Annotated in this window: 17 protein-coding genes; 7 read left to right on the forward strand and 10 right to left on the reverse strand. The window is 68.8% G+C overall.

The features are described 5' to 3' along the window. Nucleotides 1–311 precede the first annotated feature (311 nt). Nucleotides 312–962, forward strand: a complete 651-nt coding sequence (locus tag NI2_RS12660) for an enoyl-CoA hydratase/isomerase family protein (protein ID WP_067490035.1) — start codon at nt 312–314, stop codon at nt 960–962. Here NI2_RS12660 and NI2_RS12665 read toward each other — a convergent pair whose 3' ends face one another. From NI2_RS12665 to mshC, 4 genes are all read right to left on the reverse strand, one after another. Then, nucleotides 963–1,784: an Abi-alpha family protein gene (locus NI2_RS12665; RefSeq protein WP_067490038.1), complete on the reverse strand. Its 822-nt coding sequence runs from the start codon at nt 1,782–1,784 to the stop codon at nt 963–965. Nucleotides 1,785–1,786: 2 nt separating this feature from the next. Then, nucleotides 1,787–3,205 (reverse strand): DUF445 domain-containing protein, encoded by a 1,419-nt coding sequence (locus tag NI2_RS12670; protein ID WP_067490041.1) that lies wholly within the window; start codon nt 3,203–3,205, stop codon nt 1,787–1,789. Between the two features lie 165 nt (nt 3,206–3,370). Further along, nucleotides 3,371–4,195 (reverse strand): universal stress protein, encoded by an 825-nt coding sequence (locus NI2_RS12675; RefSeq protein ID WP_067490044.1) that lies wholly within the window; start codon nt 4,193–4,195, stop codon nt 3,371–3,373. An 87-nt stretch (nt 4,196–4,282) separates the two neighbouring features. Then, entirely contained in the window at nt 4,283–5,521 is a 1,239-nt protein-coding gene (mshC, locus tag NI2_RS12680) for a cysteine--1-D-myo-inosityl 2-amino-2-deoxy-alpha-D-glucopyranoside ligase (protein WP_067490047.1), read from the reverse strand. A 295-nt stretch (nt 5,522–5,816) separates the two neighbouring features. Between mshC and NI2_RS12685 the strand changes: the two genes are divergently transcribed. Then, complete coding sequence (locus tag NI2_RS12685; RefSeq protein ID WP_067490050.1) at nt 5,817–6,239, forward strand: helix-turn-helix domain-containing protein; 423 nt, start codon at nt 5,817–5,819, stop codon at nt 6,237–6,239. Next, nucleotides 6,236–7,075 carry an alpha/beta fold hydrolase gene (locus tag NI2_RS12690; RefSeq protein WP_067490053.1) on the forward strand — a complete coding sequence of 280 codons (840 nt, stop codon included), beginning with the start codon at nt 6,236–6,238 and terminating at the stop codon, nt 7,073–7,075. Before NI2_RS12685 ends, NI2_RS12690 begins: the two co-directional genes overlap by 4 nt. Nucleotides 7,076–7,112: 37 nt before the next feature. On the opposite strand, the gene NI2_RS12695 is transcribed toward NI2_RS12690, so the two are convergent. The 6 genes from NI2_RS12695 to NI2_RS12720 form a co-directional block, all read right to left on the reverse strand. Then, the gene (locus NI2_RS12695) at nt 7,113–7,370 is read right to left on the reverse strand and encodes a hypothetical protein (RefSeq protein ID WP_067490056.1); all 258 of its coding nucleotides are present in this window, start codon (nt 7,368–7,370) and stop codon (nt 7,113–7,115) included. Between the two features lie 89 nt (nt 7,371–7,459). Beyond that, the gene (locus tag NI2_RS35135; RefSeq protein ID WP_243749998.1) at nt 7,460–7,750 is read right to left on the reverse strand and encodes a cupin domain-containing protein; all 291 of its coding nucleotides are present in this window, start codon (nt 7,748–7,750) and stop codon (nt 7,460–7,462) included. Between the two features lie 164 nt (nt 7,751–7,914). Beyond that, nucleotides 7,915–8,712 carry an SCO1664 family protein gene (locus NI2_RS12705; RefSeq protein ID WP_067490059.1) on the reverse strand — a complete coding sequence of 266 codons (798 nt, stop codon included), beginning with the start codon at nt 8,710–8,712 and terminating at the stop codon, nt 7,915–7,917. 3 nt (nt 8,713–8,715) lie between these two features. After that, nucleotides 8,716–9,303, reverse strand: a complete 588-nt coding sequence (locus NI2_RS12710; protein ID WP_067490390.1) for a DUF3090 domain-containing protein — start codon at nt 9,301–9,303, stop codon at nt 8,716–8,718. 52 nt (nt 9,304–9,355) lie between these two features. Next, the gene (locus NI2_RS12715) at nt 9,356–10,072 is read right to left on the reverse strand and encodes a histidine phosphatase family protein (RefSeq protein WP_067490061.1); all 717 of its coding nucleotides are present in this window, start codon (nt 10,070–10,072) and stop codon (nt 9,356–9,358) included. 32 nt (nt 10,073–10,104) lie between these two features. Continuing rightward, nucleotides 10,105–11,034: an undecaprenyl-diphosphate phosphatase gene (locus tag NI2_RS12720; protein WP_067490393.1), complete on the reverse strand. Its 930-nt coding sequence runs from the start codon at nt 11,032–11,034 to the stop codon at nt 10,105–10,107. Nucleotides 11,035–11,267: 233 nt separating this feature from the next. On the opposite strand from NI2_RS12720, the gene NI2_RS12725 reads away from it, so the two are divergent. The 4 genes from NI2_RS12725 (at nt 11,268) to NI2_RS12740 (ending at nt 15,526) form a co-directional block, all read left to right on the forward strand. Next, entirely contained in the window at nt 11,268–12,245 is a 978-nt protein-coding gene (locus NI2_RS12725; protein WP_067490064.1) for an aldo/keto reductase, read from the forward strand. A 17-nt stretch (nt 12,246–12,262) separates the two neighbouring features. Further along, a complete protein-coding gene (locus NI2_RS12730; RefSeq protein WP_084456846.1) occupies nt 12,263–13,276 on the forward strand; it encodes a heme/hemin ABC transporter substrate-binding protein in 1,014 nt (337 codons plus the stop codon). Between the two features lie 214 nt (nt 13,277–13,490). After that, the gene (locus tag NI2_RS12735; protein ID WP_243749997.1) at nt 13,491–14,612 is read left to right on the forward strand and encodes a FecCD family ABC transporter permease; all 1,122 of its coding nucleotides are present in this window, start codon (nt 13,491–13,493) and stop codon (nt 14,610–14,612) included. Next, nucleotides 14,609–15,526, forward strand: a complete 918-nt coding sequence (locus tag NI2_RS12740; protein WP_084476379.1) for a heme ABC transporter ATP-binding protein — start codon at nt 14,609–14,611, stop codon at nt 15,524–15,526. The genes NI2_RS12735 and NI2_RS12740 overlap by 4 nt, the downstream gene beginning before the upstream one ends. Nucleotides 15,527–15,536 lie beyond the last annotated feature (10 nt).

Genomic DNA, 15,536 nt, shown 5'->3' on the forward strand with positions numbered 1-15,536 from the left:
ACGAAATCTATTCTGTGGCCCGAACGCCGTCGCGTCTCCCGAAATGCCAAGGGCTGGAACATAATCGGTGCTCCATGCGACGAAAGGAGGTCCCGGATGGAATAACGGAGCAATAGCTCTGTAAAGTATTGTTCAGTAGGGGCCCCTGTTTCATGGCCCCGCGGACCGTGCTCGACGCCATCGAAACCCTGTTGCCCGAACAGGTTCCGCCACCTTCGCGGAACCGTCGTTTGCGAGTGGACGGTAGGCACCGCCTCGGCGTATGCCGGGAAGTGCTGGCGCACATCTGGTTACGCACCGAAAGGAACCGTATGCCCACCCTGCGCCGTCACGGCACCGTCGCCGTTCTCGACCTCGGCGACGGCGAGAACCGCTTCTCCCCCGACTTCCTCACCGAGATGAACACCCACCTCGACACCGTCGTCACCACCGGTGCGCGGGCCATGGTGACGACCGCGACCGGCCCGGTCTACTCCCACGGCCTCGATCTCGAGTGGTTGGCCGCCAACGGTGACCAGGCCGCCGGCTACGTGGCCGCCGTGCACACCCTGCTCGCCCGTGTGCTCACCCTCCCGATGCCCACGGCCGCCGCGATCGACGGAGACGCGTTCGGGGCGGGCGCGATGCTGGCGCTGGCCCACGACTACCGCGTGATGCGCGCCGATCGCGGGTTCTTCTGTTTCCCCGAGGCCGAGCTGCGGATCCCGTTCACGAACGGAATGGCCGCCCTCATCCAGGCGAAAGTGCCCCCCAAGACGGCGATCGCGGCCATGACCACCGCACGCCGCTTCGACGGCACCGAGGCCGCCGCCTTCGACCTGGTCGACGCCACCGCCGCCGAGGTCCTCGACGCCGCCCTCGCCTCGGTCGCCCCACTGGGCGGCAAGGATCAGCCGACGATGACGGCCATCAAATCGGTGATGTTCGAGGGAGTGCTCACCGCCTTGCGCGGCAAGAACTGATCACGGCAGCCGCGGTCCCTTGCCCAGATACACATCGCCGCGGTCGTCGGTGGCCCAGCCGCCACCGGTATACCCGTCGAGTACGAAACAGGCGTCGCAGAACTGTTTCCCGAACACCGACAGGTAGATGCTGCGGTACTGACTGATCGCCCGCATCTTCACCGACTTGTAGGCGGCCTGGGCGGCGGGCTGGGCCTCGAGGAAAGCGTAGCGGCGGAAGTCGGCGACCGGTTCGCTCGAGAACCGGACCAGCCCGAGCCGGTTGAGGTTGCCCAGGTAGTGCTGGTCGCGTTCGGGCATCGCGCACCCGGCCATATTGGCGATCATGTTGATCCCGTCGGCGAGGCGCTGGGACCCGATCCCGAAGGGTGTCTTGGTGCGGATGTCGATGGCGGGCTGTGGTCCGGCGACGGCGAGGAACCGCAGGATCCTTGCCTCGTCGGGGGTCAGGTCGTGCAGGATCGGCACGAACGAGGGGTGCACGTCGCGGGGCTGCTGCGCCGAGTCCCAGCCCTCGTTGATCATGGCGTCGCCGATGGTCTTGAGGTCTTCGGCGTCGACATCGGAGTCGATGGCGCGCAGGGCACCGGAAGCGGTGGGTGCCAAGCCGAGCGCACTCAGTGCCGCCCGGCGCAGTACGTCGACGCGTTCGTCGATGATGCGCGACATCGGTTCGCCCGCCCGGATGTCGTCGACCAGTTCGGTGGCCGTGTGCACAGCACCCTTGGTGACGGCACCAACGAATTGCCGCATCGTGAGCCCGGCGATGCGGGCCAGACCCGCCAGGTCGGTGGGGATACCGGAATCGCGGTCGTCGTTCATGGTCACGCTCCGAAGACCAGTAGGTGTACGCCGCCGACGAGGGCGCCCAGGATGCCGCCGTGCAGATACAGCAGCCACGCGTCCTGTTCGATGGCGGTGTACAGCATTTCGACGAATTCCTCGGGCGGTAGTTCGCGCAGTTTCTCGGTGGCGAGCTCGTCGACGCTGGCCGCTGTCGACTGGGAGAACTCCACGTCCTCGACCAGCCAAGGCTTCATCTCGGTGGCCAGGCTCGCGCCGGCGGTGGCCTGGATGGCGTCGAAATGCCGTGGGCCGACGGCCAATCGGGTCACCGACCGCAGCGGGCCGAGGATGCGGTCGATCTCGAGCTGCAGGAAGTGCGCGATCACCGCGCGGGTCTTGTCACCGCTCGGCCCGTCGAGCAGTTGTTCGGTGACCACGTCCAGGGTGACGATCTGATACCCGATCGCGTGCCCCAGATCGGCCGCCGCCTGGTACTGGCGTTTGGCGAATTTCGCGACACCCCACGGGTATTTGTATCTCGGCTGCGGATTCGCGGGTTCGAACACCACTTTGATGGCGATGATGTTGACCAGCACACCCACCACGGCGCCGCCGAGCAACACGACCAGCCACGCGGGCACCAGATGCACCAGCGTGTGCAACCAGCCGGGCAGTTCGATCATCGCGGGCGTGTCACCGTGCGGGGAGCTGTAGTGCAGCAGCGACAACCACAGCGCCACGACCACACCGAAGGGGAAACCCAGTACCCCGCTGCGCGTCATGAACCGCAGTTCGGGAGCACCGAGCCCGTAGATGACGTCCTTGAGCAATTCGGGGCGGCGCCGCAGATATCCGACGACCATCAGCTTCACATCGAGCAGCTGGTCGATATTGGCGCCGATGAAATCGAAGGCACGGTCGGTGATCGCGGGCAGTTCGGCTTCGACCCGCGCGTAGATCGCCTCACGCGCGCGCGGCGGCATGTCCGCCCACAGCTGCGGGTGTTCGGTGGTCATGATCGAATCGACCATCGAGCGCACATTCGGTAACGCCACGTGCGCGACCTGGGCGGAGATCTTGCGCGGATCCATCTGGTCGAAGAAGTCCTTGGCCGTGCCGATCTTGGCGACGGCGTTGTCGACCATCAGGCTGGCCATCTTCTCCGCGCGCGCCGGGATGAAACCCTGGAATCCGAGAATGCCGCCCGGTGCGAAGGTCGGCAGGATCTGAACCTTGCGCGGCAGCAACGGGAACAGCGTCTTGAGACCCGGTACATAGAAACCGGTGAATCGCACCGGTGCGAACAGCATGATGACGCCGGTCCAGTTGGTGATCAGACCCGCGATGGCGCTGAAGATCGGAATGCTGATCATGTCGACCCAGAACTTGCTGAGTCCGGTCATCTCTTCCCAGTTCAGCAGGCCGAAGAAGCCCGCCGCCTCGATCTCAGCATTCATCCGGCGTCCACTCCGTCGTGTCCGAACATCGCGCGTTTCGGTCATCTTAGGGGACAGATCGGGCGGTTCCGGGCAAGTTCGGCACTTACCCGCAATATCGGAGCAAACCTGCGATCATGTCCGGACCCGGCGTTGGTTCGATCCTGCGCAGGTACGTATTCCAGGCTAACGCGGTGGGTCCGGCTCCGGGGCGGGATCGTCGGACCCATGGGTGGTGGCGACCAGCAGCAGGTTGGTGTCGATGTCGTGGGTGACCTTGTTGGCGACCGATCCGAGCAGCCGCGCGGGTCCACTCATACCCCGGTTTCCGATGACCACGAGGTCGTATTTCCAGGCGGCGTTACACAGCGCTTCGGCGGGCGGCACGCCCGTGAGCACGTCGTGGCCGAGCAGTTCGGGATCGTCGAGGCTCAGGGCCGCGTGTACCTGGGCCAGGGTTTCCGCGCCATCGGCGTCGGTTTTCGTCGCGGTCACCAGGAACGGGCGCGCACCGAGTTCGAGAGCGAGGTCGTAGCCGCGGCGCACCGCGAGCATCGAGCTGGGTGAGCCGTCGGTGGCCAGGCCGACGGTGGTCCAGCGTTTGGGCACCTTGTGGGTGAACAGGACGTCGGTGGGGCTGTGGTGGGAGACGTGGTTGGCGGTGGAGCTGGTGAGCCGGTCCTTGGAGCGGCCGAGCCCACGCGCCCCGATCACCAGCAACGTGCCCGGGTCCTGCGCACCGACTTCGAGCAGCGCCGCGCTCGGTGTCCCCGCCATGTCGAGGGCCGTCACCTGCGACAGGCCCGCCTCGACGAGCGCGGCGACGGCGGCGGCGCTGATCCGCACGGCCGATTCGGGATCGAGGGCGGACTTGCGCGCCTTTTCCTTCCAGACGGTCAGCGCGGTGATCGGGACTCCGAGCCGGAGCGCGACCTCACCGGCGACGGTGACCGCCAGTTGCGCGGCCTCCGACCCGTCGGTTCCCACCACGATGCGCTGGTAGCGGTCCATGGGACCCTCTCCGATCCGACGACGGCGGTTCGCCACAGTATAAACACCGCACGCTCCGGCAATCCTGCCGCAAATGCCCGCGCCGGGTCAGAGGGCGATGCCGAGGAGTCCGTCGACGGCGGTGCGCACCAGGGCCGGGGCGGCGGTGTCGGTGCCGCCGTAGGCGATCGCCTGCTCAGCCCAGTTGTCCACCGCGACAAGGGCTTTGGGGGTGTCGAGGTCGTCGGCCAGGTGCTGACGCAGGCGGGCGACGGTGTCGGTCGCCGACGGTCCCGAGGCGAGCGATACCGCTTCGCGCCAGCGGGCGAGCCGCGCCTGGGCTTGGTCGAGGACCGCGTCGGTCCACATGCGGTCCTGCCGGTAGTGCCCGGCGAGCAGGCCGAGGCGGATCGCGGCGGGGTCGACTCCGGAGCGGCGCAGTTTCGAGACGAGCACCAGGTTGCCCTTGGACTTCGACATCTTCTCGCCGTCGAGCCCGATCAGCCCGGCGTGCACGTAGTGGCGGGCGAAGCGGCGGGTGCCGGTGATGGCTTCGGCGTGCGCGGCGGAGTACTCGTGGTGGGGGTAGATCAGGTCCGAGCCGCCGCCCTGGACATCGAACTCGGTGCCGATGCGGTTGAGCGCGATCGCGGCACACTCGATGTGCCAGCCGGGGCGCCCGGCGCCGAACGGCGCCTGCCACGACGGTTCGCCGGGGCGTTCGGCGCGCCACAGCAGGGCGTCGATGGTGTCGCGCTTGCCGGGCCGGTCGGGGTCGCCGCCGCGTTCGGCGAAGAACTTCTCCATGGTTGCGCGGTCGTAGCCCGACTCGTAGCCGAACTGTTCGGTGGCGTCGGTGCGGAAGTAGATGTCGGGATGTTCGGCGTCGTCGACGATGTAGGCGGCGCCGGAGGCGAGCAGTTTCTGCACCACCTCGACGACCTCTTCGACCGATTCGATGGCGCCGATGTACTGGCGGGGCGGCAGCACCCGAAGGGCGGACATGTCCTCACGGAACAGGTCGATCTCGGAGCTGCCGAGGTCGCGCCAGTCGATGCCGTCGCGGGCGGCGCGTTCGAACAGCGGGTCGTCGACGTCGGTGACGTTCTGTACGTAGTGCACGTCGTGTCCGGCGTCGCGCCACACCCGGTTGACCAGGTCGAATGCCAGGTAGGTCGCTGCGTGGCCGAGGTGGGTGGCGTCGTAGGGGGTGATTCCGCAGACGTACATCTTCGCGGTCGCGCCGGGGGTGACCGGGCGGATCTGGCGGTCGGCGGTGTCGTACAACCGCAACGGCGGCCCTGCTCCGGGGACGGTCGGAAGGGCGTTATCGGACCAGGACTGCATGATTCGAGGGTAGAGCCCCGGCCGGAGTGCTCGCCTCGCGGCCCGGTCCACCCGGTTGCCCGGCCGGATTCGGCGCGGCCCGCAACCTGCACACAAACGTGTTCTACCGGCGCTGTCAAGGGTTGCGCTCACGAGGATTCCCAGGCCGCGGGGGGAGCGCCTGTGCGGTGGGCCGTTGTGTCGCGGTCTCGGTCGCCGAATCCGCGAACGGTAGCTGCCGTCACCGGCACGCTGCACGCCTACTACCTAACAGTCCCTATTTGCACCTATCAGTACGTTCCTATACGGTTGTTTCATGCCAGAAGGTTTCTATTCGGTGGAACAGGTCGCGGAATTGCTCGGACTGCATGTCCGCACCGTGCGCGGATATGTCCGTGACGGCAAACTGCCCGCCGCCCGCATCGGAAAGCAGTACCGCATCACTCACGACGACCTCGAGACCTTCACCGGCCTCCCGATCAGCGCACCGAAACCCGCGACCGCCGGGCACGCGGAGGCCTCCTGCATCGTCGAAATCGACGACATCGACCGCGCCACCGTCGACCGTGTCGCGACCCTGCTCACCGCCACCGCCGCCACACGGGGTCCCGGCGGGCGGGCATTGCGGGTCGAAACCAGCTACGACCCGGCACGCGGACGCCTGAAAGTGATCCTGCTCGGCGGACTCGCCGACACCGCACGCCTGCTCGACTACCTGGACGGAGTCCTCGCGCCATGAGCACCATCTACACCTCCGAGCACGGCCGCGAACGCATCGCCGAGCGCTACCGCGAACATCTGGCCGACTGGCCGGTGCCCTGGGAGCAGCGGCTCGTCCCGACCGCCGCGGGTGAGACGTTCGTGCTGGTCTGCGGACCGGCCGACGCGCCACCGCTGGTAATGCTGCACGGTTCCGGGTCCAATGCGAGCGCCTGGCGCGGCGATATCACCGAGTGGGCGGCCCACTTCCGGGTGTACGCGGTCGACCTGCCCGGTGAGCCCGGTTTCAGCGCGCCCACCAGGCTGGCGCTGGACAGCGACGCCTGCGCGCACTGGCTCGACGAGGTCCTCGACGGGCTGGGGCTGGACACGGTGTCGATGACCGGGATGTCCCTGGGTGGCTGGACCGCGTTGGACTACGTGACGCGCAGACCGGGCCGGGTCGGGGCGCTGGCGCTGCTGTGCCCCGGTGGCCTGGGCAGGCATCGTTACGGGTGGCTGGTGAAAGCCGTGGGTCTACGGTTGCTCGGTCGCCACAGTGTGCGTGACATGGCGCGCACCGGTCTGGGGCTCACCGGTCCGGCGGCGGAGGCGATGCTCGACGACGTGGAACTCGTCTTCACCCATTTCTCGGCCCGCTCGGGCAACCTGCCGAGATTCTCCGAGGCGCGGTTGCGGGCGGTGGACATTCCGGTGCTGGTGATCGTCGGCGAGCGTGACGCCCTGTTCGATTCGGCGGGCACCGCACGTCGTGCCCGGTTCCTCACCAAGGGTGAGGTGCAGGTGCTGCCCGGTGTGGGGCACGCGGTACTCGGCCAGGCGGAACGGATCAGCCGGTTCCTGCGCTCCCGGTGACCGCCGCTCCCCGACGTGCGGCGGTCCGGGGTTCAGCTCACTGCTCGTAGCACTGCACGTTCAGGTTGTCGACGTTCTCCCCGAACTGCGGCAGCGCGTAGAACGAGGCACCGACCTGGTCGGGGGCCTGCACGGTGACATCGGGCAGCGGGGCGCCGGTGTTGCGGTCGGTGGCGGTGCACACGAAGGTCTTGTTCTCCCACCAGCCGGCGGGGAATGCCTGGGCGGGCGCGGCGACGACGGCGCCGAGCAGCAGGGCGGCGGCGGATCCGGTGACGATCGAACGGGTCGACATGGGTGTTCCTCTGATGATGCGGGGACAGCGAAAGTGCTTGGAGCACACTAGCACCGGCATCGTCGTACACCCAGGAAAATCCGTTCCGGTCAGGAGGGTGTGCGCACCCGCGCTTTCCCACCCTGCGGGCCGAACATGTGCGGGATCTCGACGCTTCGATCGTCGGCGGGCCCGAACCAGTGGGGCTGGTCGGCGTCGAACTCGGCGACCTCCCCGGGGCGCAACAGCAGATCCTGTTCGCCGAGGATCAGCCGCAGGTCCCCGGCCAGCACATACAGCCACTCGTAGCCGGCGTGGGTGACCAGTCTCGGAGTGTTCGGGCCGAGGATCTGTTCGAGGACCTGCATGCGTCCCGGATAGTCGGTGAGCGGCACCACCATGCTGCCGTTGCGGCTTCGTCACGGCGTGAGATGCACCCGCGGGTTCCCGGTGGCGGGTGCGGCGATCAACTGGTCGAGCGACACCCGGTGCGCCCGCGCCAAGGACAGCAGATCGAGGGTAGGTCGCCGTTTGCCGGTTTCGAGCCGCGGCCGGGTTCGCGCCCTCAGAACGCGGGCCAGGGGATCGGGCGGGCCGAATTCGGTAGGGGCATGACCGGGCGTTCCAGCAGGGCTTTGGTGCGTTCGGTCAGTGCGGTGATCTCGGCGTCGGTGATGTGCTCGGCGAGCGAATCCGCTATCGGGCCGGTCAGATTCGTGGCGAACGCGGTGACATCGGCGATCAGTGCCTCGTCGATGGGCTGACCGGCCCACCCCCACAGCACCGTGCGCAGTTTCGGTTCGCTGTGCAGGCAGATGCCGTGATCGACGCCGTAGACCTGGCCGTCGACACCTTCCAGCGCGTGCCCACCCTTGCGGTCGGCGTTGTTGAGCAGCAGGTCGAGCACCGCCATGCGTTGCAGGCGTGGATCGTCGGCGTGCACGAGCGAGATCTCGTTGCCGGTGTCGTCGAGGGCGCGCAGCACCTCGCAGAACCCCTCGGGCACCGTACCCGGTGAACACAGGTCGACCAGGTCGAGGCGTTGGCGCGCGTCGGTGCGGTTGTCGACCGAGGTCACCCACCGCTGCACCATGCCAGGCCCGAACGGGCCGTCGCGCAACACCGTCTCCGGGATGACACCCCATCCCAGCTGTTCGGAGATCAGGTACGAGGCCACCTCGCGCCCGGCGAGGGTGCCGTCGGGGAAGTCCCACAGCGGTCGTTCACCGCGCACCGGCTTGTACACCACCCGCAGCGGCGCACCATCGGGTTCGGGTGCGGCGATCTCGCACACCAGCGTCAGGTTGCTGGCGACGCCGACCCGTCCGATGATCTCGAGCTCACCGTCGGTGATGCCGGACACGTCTCACTCCTCGTCGAGTTCGGCCGCACCGAAGATCTCGCCGCGCTTGTACCCGTTGGTGCGCACACACATGTGCCCGCGCGCCGACAGCGGTTCCCCGCACAGCGGGCACGGTGGACGCCCGGCCGCGATCACCCGGGTGGAGCGCAACGCGAACTCCCGCGCCTGCATCGGGGTGAGGAACACGCGCACCGCGTCGGGGCCTTCGTCGGTGTCGTCGAGCACCACCGATTCGTCGACCTCGGTCTCGGTGATCGCCAGCAGTTCCACCACCACGGCGTTCGCGTCGGCGTCCCAGCCCAGACCCATGGTGCCGACCCGGAATTCGGTGTCGATGGGAGTCATCAGCGGCGCGACATCGGTGACGTCCTCACCTTCGGGCGGTACCTCGGCCCCGAAACGGCGCGCCACCTCGTCGAGCAGCAACCCCATCCGGTCGGCGAGCACCTTCACCTGCTGCTTCTCCAGCAGCACGCTGACCACGCGCGGTTCCTGCACGGCCTGCAGGTAGAACGAACGATCGCCCGGCTCGCCCACGGTCCCGGCGACGAAACGATCGGGGGTGCGGAATACATGGATTGCGCGTGACACATGCACCTCCTGATACGTGACCCTCAACGACACTCACGAACAACCTCCTGGTTCAAGGAGAATCGCGGTGTCTCACATTCCCATTATCCGCACTCGCTGTCCCGGGTACTTCTCCGCCGGGCAGCGGTGGCGGTGGTGTACCCGCGGACAGGGCCGACAGGTCGGCGCCGGTGTCGTTGAACTTCCACACCGACGGCCCGTGCGGGCTGTACCGGACCACACTGATCGAGGCCGGTTCCACCGCGATCCGCTGGAAACTGTCCAGATGCAGGCCGAGCGCGTCGGCCAGGATCGACTTGATGACATCACCGTGCGCGCACGCCACCCACAGCACATCACGACCGGCCTTGTCGGCGAGGCGGCGTTCGGTGTCGCGGATCGCGGCCACCGCCCGCTGCTGCACCTGGGCCAGCCCTTCACCACCGGGGAACACGGCACCGGAAGCGTGCCCCTGCACCACTTTCCACAGCGGTTCGGTGAGCAGCTCGGCGATCGGGCGCCCGGTCCACTCGCCGTAGTCGACCTCGATGAGCCGTTCGTCGTGCTCGGGTTCGAGACCCAGTTTGTCGGCCAGCGGGGCGACGGTGCGCTGACAGCGCAGCAGCGGTGAGCTGGCGATGTGTTCGATCGGCAGGGTGGCGAGCCGGTCGGCGACCGCGGCGGCCTGTTCGGTACCACGCTCGGTGAGCTCCACACCGGGTGCGCGCCCAGCCAGGGTGCGCGCGGTGTTGGAGGTGGACACTCCGTGCCGGAGCAGGATCACCGTCATGGGACCAGCCTAACCATCAGCGGGCCTCGGGCTCAGGTGGCGGAGACGACACCCGCGGCGAGCAGGCCCATCACCGTCAGGCCGAGGATGATCCGGTAGCCGACGAACCAGTAGAAGGAATGCTTGCCGACGAACTTGAGCAGCCACGCCACCGAGGCATAACCGACGACGAAGGCGAGGACGGTCGCGACCAGCAGTTGTGGGCCGCTGGCGTTGAGCCCCTCACCGGCCGGTTCGAAGGCGTCGGGCAGGCTGAACAGGCCCGACGCGGTGACGGCGGGAATGGCGAGCAGGAAAGAGAACCGCACCGCCGCTTCCCGTTTCAGGCCGAGGAACAGGCCTGCGGTCGAGGTGGCGCCGGAACGCGACACACCCGGGATCAGGGCGAGGCACTGGGCCAGGCCCATGATGATGCCGTCGCGGGTGGTGAGCTGTTCGATCGGGCGGGCCTTCTTGCCGTAGTACTCACCGGCGGCGATCACCAGCGCGAACGCCACCAGCATGAACGACACCAGCCACAGGTTGCGTGCCCCGGTGCGGATCTCGTCCTTGAACAAGTAGCCGAGCACACCGATCGGGATGGTCGCGATGATGACGTACCAGCCGATGCGGTAGTCCAGCTCGCGCTGGGTGTCGCGTTCGTGTGCCTCGCGGGCGCTGCGGTCCATCACCGGCAGTTTGGTCGTCACCCGGTCACCGACGGCCACCTCACGCTGCGAGCGTTCGCGCCATCGCATGCCGAGAGTGGTGAACCAGGCGATCAGGATGCGCCAGATGTCCTTGGCGAAGTACACCAGGACCGCGGCCTCGGTGCCGAGCTGGGTGACGGCGGTGAACGACGCGCCCGCGTCGTCCCCGAAGAACACACCCGAGACGATGCGCAGGTGTCCGGAGGAGGAGATCGGCAGGAACTCCGTGAGCCCCTGCACCAGTCCGAGTACCAATGCCTGGAACCAGGTCATCGACTCGCCCACCACATCCTCCTACCACTTCTCGCGCCCGAAAGATCGCGTCCTCCTGGGCTTTTGCTTGCTCGCCCGGCCGTGTGGGCCCGCGATCCCGCAGCGACCCTACCCGTCGGGCCGGATCGGTGTCGTCGGCCCACCGGTGAACCCGACTCGCACCGGGTCGGCGCGGCGGTGACGGCCACGCCGCGCATTAGGCTGGGCGCCGTGACGAAAGCACGGGCGCGGTGATGGAACAGCGAACGGTGGGACGAAGCGGACTGCGGGTGTCGCGGATCGGGTTGGCGACCCATACCTGGGGCACCCATACCGATGCCGAGGAGGCCTCGGTGCAGCTGGCGGCGTTCGCCGATGCCGGGGGGACACTGATCGACCTCTCCCCCGTCTACGGTGACGGCGCCGCGCATCAGATCCTGGCCGGGTTGCTCGGTGAGGTGGTCTCGCGTGAGGACGTGGTGCTCAGCGGGTGCGCGGGTGTGGTGACCCACAAGCCGGGCGCGGGTGTGGGCGACACGGTTCCCGCGCCTGCCGCGGTCGGCCCGGTCGTCGATGCCTCCCGGCGCACCCTGCTGCGTCAGCTCGACCGCACACTCGCCGACCTCGGCACCGACCATCTGGACATCTTCAGCATCGCGGCCTGGGATCCCTACACACCTCTCGAGGAGGTCGCGGCCACCCTCGAGACGGTGATCGCCACCGGGCGGGCCAGGTACGCGGGCGTGCGTGGCCTCAGCGCGTGGCAGCTGGCGAGCTTGGCCGCGATCGGCCCGGTCACGGCCGCGCAGACACCGTATTCGCTGCTGGCGCGCGCCCCTGAGAACGATGTGATTCCGGCCGCACGCCATCACGGGGTGGGGATCATCGCTTCGGCGCCGCTGGCCGGTGGCATCCTCACCGGCAAATACAGCGACGGTGTGCCCGCCGATTCGCGCGGTGCCGACGAGTCGACGGCCGCCGAGATCCGCCGCCGCCTCGACGACGACCGCGCGACCCGGGTGGTCGATGCGCTGGTCACCGCCGCCGACGGGCTCGGTACTTCGCCGCTGGCGGTGGCGCTGGCCTGGATCCGGGACCGGCCGGGTATCGCGAGCATGATCGTCGGCGCCCGTGATATCGGTCAGCTCACGGGCGTGCTGGCCGCCGAGACCCTGGAATTGCCGCGGGCGATAGCGGCCGCCCTCGACGATGTGAGCGCCCGTTCGGAATGATGGCTAGCCTTACCTGCATGAAACTGCGTGGTGTGCTGACGGCGATGCTGGCGGCGACGGTCCTGACCGGCGCCGTCGCCTGCACCGGAAGCAATCCTGCATCGACTGCACAAACCCGTGGGCCGGTGACCGCCCAGTTCGCCGACCTCGACCCCGTCCCGATCGGGCCCGCACCTACGCCGAAGATGCCCGCGACCGCGCGCTCGTTCGACGGCACCGAGGTGACGGTCACCGACGCCTCGCGCATCATCGCCGTCGACCGGTACGGCACCCTCGCCCAGACTGTGTGGGCGCTCGGTCTCGGAGACAACCTCGTCGGGCGAAGCACCTCCGCCTCGTTCCCCGCCGTCGCCGACGTGCCGAATGTGGCGGGCGGCAACGGCAGCCTCAGCGTCGAAGCGGTGCTCGCCCTTCGCCCGTCGGTGTTCCTCACCGACACCACCAGCGCCGCGCCCGCCGTGCGCGACCAGCTGCGCGCCGCCGGTGTGACGGTCGTGTACTTCGACCCCGACCGCAGCATGGACGGTGTCGTCCCGCAGATCGAGGCCGTCGCGACCGCGCTCGGGGTTCCCGACGCGGGGCGCGCGCTCGGTCAGCGCACCAGCGACGAGATCGCCGCCGCCACCGCCCGCGTGCCCTCCGCCGACCCGAAACCCAAGATCGCGTTCCTGTACCTGCGCAGCGCCGCGATCACCATGATGGCCGGCCCGGGTTCCGGTGCCGATTCGCTGATCACCGCGGTGGGCGGAGTCGACGCGGGGACCTCGGCCGGGCTGAGCGAACCGTTCACGGCCATCACCAGCGAGGCCATGATCGCCGCATCCCCGGATGTGCTGCTGGTGATGACCGACGGGCTGAAATCCGTCGGTGGGGTCGACGGTTTGGTGAAGGTGCCCGGCATCGCCCAGACGCCTGCCGGGCGTGATCGGCGCGTGGTCGACATGTCCGACGCGGTGGTGCTGAGCTTCGGCCCCAACACCGGCCGGGTGATCTCGGCGCTGTCCGATGCCATCTACGGGAAGACGTCATGACCCCGCGAGCAGCAGGAGTGACCTGCCGGGCGCGTGTCCTCCAGCCGGTTGACCTGGTCGTTCGGCGCAGCCGGCGATGCCCGGACTTCGAACGTCTGGCGGCGGTTACCCGCGAAGCGCCGGGCGGTGGCGATAGCTCTCGCACTCGACAGCCAGGGCGGCGTCGTCGTCCGATGACGACTGAGCCTTCCCGCGACGAGTACCGAGACGTCGCATGAGTGACGCCCCGGAGCTGATCAAGTCTGCCGATCCGGCGCGGATCACCGATGCGACGCCTGACCCGCTGCCGCGTCCGCGGCACCGAGCTACCCGGGTGACGGTGGTGTTCGTGGTCGCACTGGCCGCGCTGGTGATCCTGGCAGTCGTATCGGCGGTGCTCGGACAGGTGCCGACCACCGCCGCGGAGGTGGTCGGCAGCGTCGCGCACCGGATCGGACTGGGTTTCGGGCCGATGCCCGCACACCCGGCCGGCGAGGTGACGCTGTGGGAGGTGCGTTTCCCCCGCGTGGTGCTGGCCATCCTGGTCGGGGCGGTCCTCGCGACAGCGGGTGCATTGTTGCAGGGCGTGTTCGCCAACCCCCTGGCCGAACCGGGCGTGATCGGGGTGTCCGCCGGTGCGGCGGTCGGTGCGGGCACGGTGATCGTGATCGGTGGCGCGTTCGTCGCGGCCTGGTCGATCGCGGCGGCCGCGTTCGTCGCCGGGCTCGTCACGACGGCGCTGGTCTATGTGCTGTCGCGTTCGGGTGGGCGCACCGAGGTGGTGACGTTGATCCTCACCGGTGTGGCGATCAACGCGTTCGCCGGTGGTCTCATCGCGCTGCTGCTGTTCATCGCCACCCCCGCCGCCCGCGATCAGATCGTGTTCTGGCAGCTGGGCAGTCTCAACGGCGCAACCTGGCCGTCGGTCGCCGTCGTCGCCACCCTCGCCGCGAGCGGAATCCTGGCCGCCGTGCTCATCGCGCCGCGCCTGGATCTGCTGGCGCTGGGTGATTCCGCGGCCCGTCACCTCGGTGTCGACGTAGAGCGGCTGCGCAGGCAGGTGATCGTGGTGGTCGCCGTGCTCACCGCCGCGGGTGTCGCGTTCAGCGGCATCATCCTGTTCGTCGGCTTGATCGTGCCGCATGTGGTGCGGATGCTCGTCGGGCCGGGGCACCGGGTGCTCGTGCCGCTCAGCGCCGTCGTCGGCGCGGTGGTGTTGCTCGGTGCCGACGTCGCCGCGCGCACCCTGGTCCGCAATGCCGACCTGCCCCTCGGCATGCTGACCTCACTGATCGGCGGCCCGTTCTTCTTCTGGCTGCTGCGCCGCACCAGGGCCAAGGCCGGAGGTTGGGGATGAGCACACCGAGCCGGTCCGCTTTCCGCCCGGCACTCGACCGAACGGCCGCGAGTACCCCGGTTCAGCGGCGGAAGCCGACGTCGTGGCGGTCGCTGTTCGCCCGCACTCCCGATGTCCCCGCGCGCCCGGAACCGGGCACCGTCACGCTGCGGGCGACGGATCTCACCGTGCGCCGTGGGGGACGCACGGTTTTGGAGGACGTCGACTTCCGGGTGGCAGCCGGTGAGATCGTCGCGCTGGTCGGACCCAACGGCGCGGGCAAGTCGAGCCTGCTCGCCGCCCTGGCCGGTGAGCTGGAGCCCACCTCGGGCACGGTGAAACTCGAAGGCCACGCCCTCTCGCACTGGACACACGCCGACATGGCCCGGCGCCGCGCGGTACTGCCTCAATCGCACACCGTCGGCTTCCCGTTCACGGCCCGCGAGGTTGTCGCCATGGGTCGCGCGCCGTGGCTGCACACCCCCGCCGCCGACCGCGACGACGAACTGATCGCCGCCGCCCTGGCCGCCACCGACGTAACCCACCTCGCCGCCCGCACCTTTCCCGCCCTGTCCGGCGGTGAACGCGCCCGCGTCGCCCTGGCCCGGGTCCTCGCCCAGGACACCGCAACCCTGCTGCTGGACGAACCCACCGCCGCCCTCGACATCGGCCACCAGGAAGCGGTACTGCGGCTCGCCGCCGACCGTGCCGCCGAGGGCTCGGCGGTGGTCGTCGTCGTGCACGACCTCGGGGTAGCCGCCGCCTACGCCGACCGCGTCACCGTCCTCGACGAGGGCCGGGTCGCCGCCGACGGCCCACCCCGGCAAGTCCTCACCCGGGACCTGCTGACCAAGATCTACCGACACCCGGTCGACGTCTTCGACCACCCCGTCACCGGCCTGCAACTGGTCCTCCCCGACCGCACCCGCCCCTGAACCACCCGCG

Source organism: Nocardia ignorata NBRC 108230, assembly GCF_001612905.1.
Taxonomy (GTDB): domain Bacteria; phylum Actinomycetota; class Actinomycetes; order Mycobacteriales; family Mycobacteriaceae; genus Nocardia; species Nocardia ignorata.

Coding starts and splice junctions, on each gene's coding strand:
- NI2_RS12660 (WP_067490035.1), top strand. CDS start 312: ATGCCCACCCTGCGCCGTCACGGCACCGTCGCCGTTCTCGACCTCGGC.
- NI2_RS12665 (WP_067490038.1), bottom strand. CDS start 1,784: ATGAACGACGACCGCGATTCCGGTATCCCCACCGACCTGGCGGGTCTG.
- NI2_RS12670 (WP_067490041.1), bottom strand. CDS start 3,205: ATGAATGCTGAGATCGAGGCGGCGGGCTTCTTCGGCCTGCTGAACTGG.
- NI2_RS12675 (WP_067490044.1), bottom strand. CDS start 4,195: ATGGACCGCTACCAGCGCATCGTGGTGGGAACCGACGGGTCGGAGGCC.
- mshC (WP_067490047.1), bottom strand. CDS start 5,521: ATGCAGTCCTGGTCCGATAACGCCCTTCCGACCGTCCCCGGAGCAGGG.
- NI2_RS12685 (WP_067490050.1), top strand. CDS start 5,817: ATGCCAGAAGGTTTCTATTCGGTGGAACAGGTCGCGGAATTGCTCGGA.
- NI2_RS12690 (WP_067490053.1), top strand. CDS start 6,236: ATGAGCACCATCTACACCTCCGAGCACGGCCGCGAACGCATCGCCGAG.
- NI2_RS12695 (WP_067490056.1), bottom strand. CDS start 7,370: ATGTCGACCCGTTCGATCGTCACCGGATCCGCCGCCGCCCTGCTGCTC.
- NI2_RS35135 (WP_243749998.1), bottom strand. CDS start 7,750: ATGGTGGTGCCGCTCACCGACTATCCGGGACGCATGCAGGTCCTCGAA.
- NI2_RS12715 (WP_067490061.1), bottom strand. CDS start 10,072: ATGACGGTGATCCTGCTCCGGCACGGAGTGTCCACCTCCAACACCGCG.
- NI2_RS12720 (WP_067490393.1), bottom strand. CDS start 11,034: ATGACCTGGTTCCAGGCATTGGTACTCGGACTGGTGCAGGGGCTCACG.
- NI2_RS12725 (WP_067490064.1), top strand. CDS start 11,268: ATGGAACAGCGAACGGTGGGACGAAGCGGACTGCGGGTGTCGCGGATC.
- NI2_RS12730 (WP_084456846.1), top strand. CDS start 12,263: ATGAAACTGCGTGGTGTGCTGACGGCGATGCTGGCGGCGACGGTCCTG.
- NI2_RS12735 (WP_243749997.1), top strand. CDS start 13,491: ATGAGTGACGCCCCGGAGCTGATCAAGTCTGCCGATCCGGCGCGGATC.
- NI2_RS12740 (WP_084476379.1), top strand. CDS start 14,609: ATGAGCACACCGAGCCGGTCCGCTTTCCGCCCGGCACTCGACCGAACG.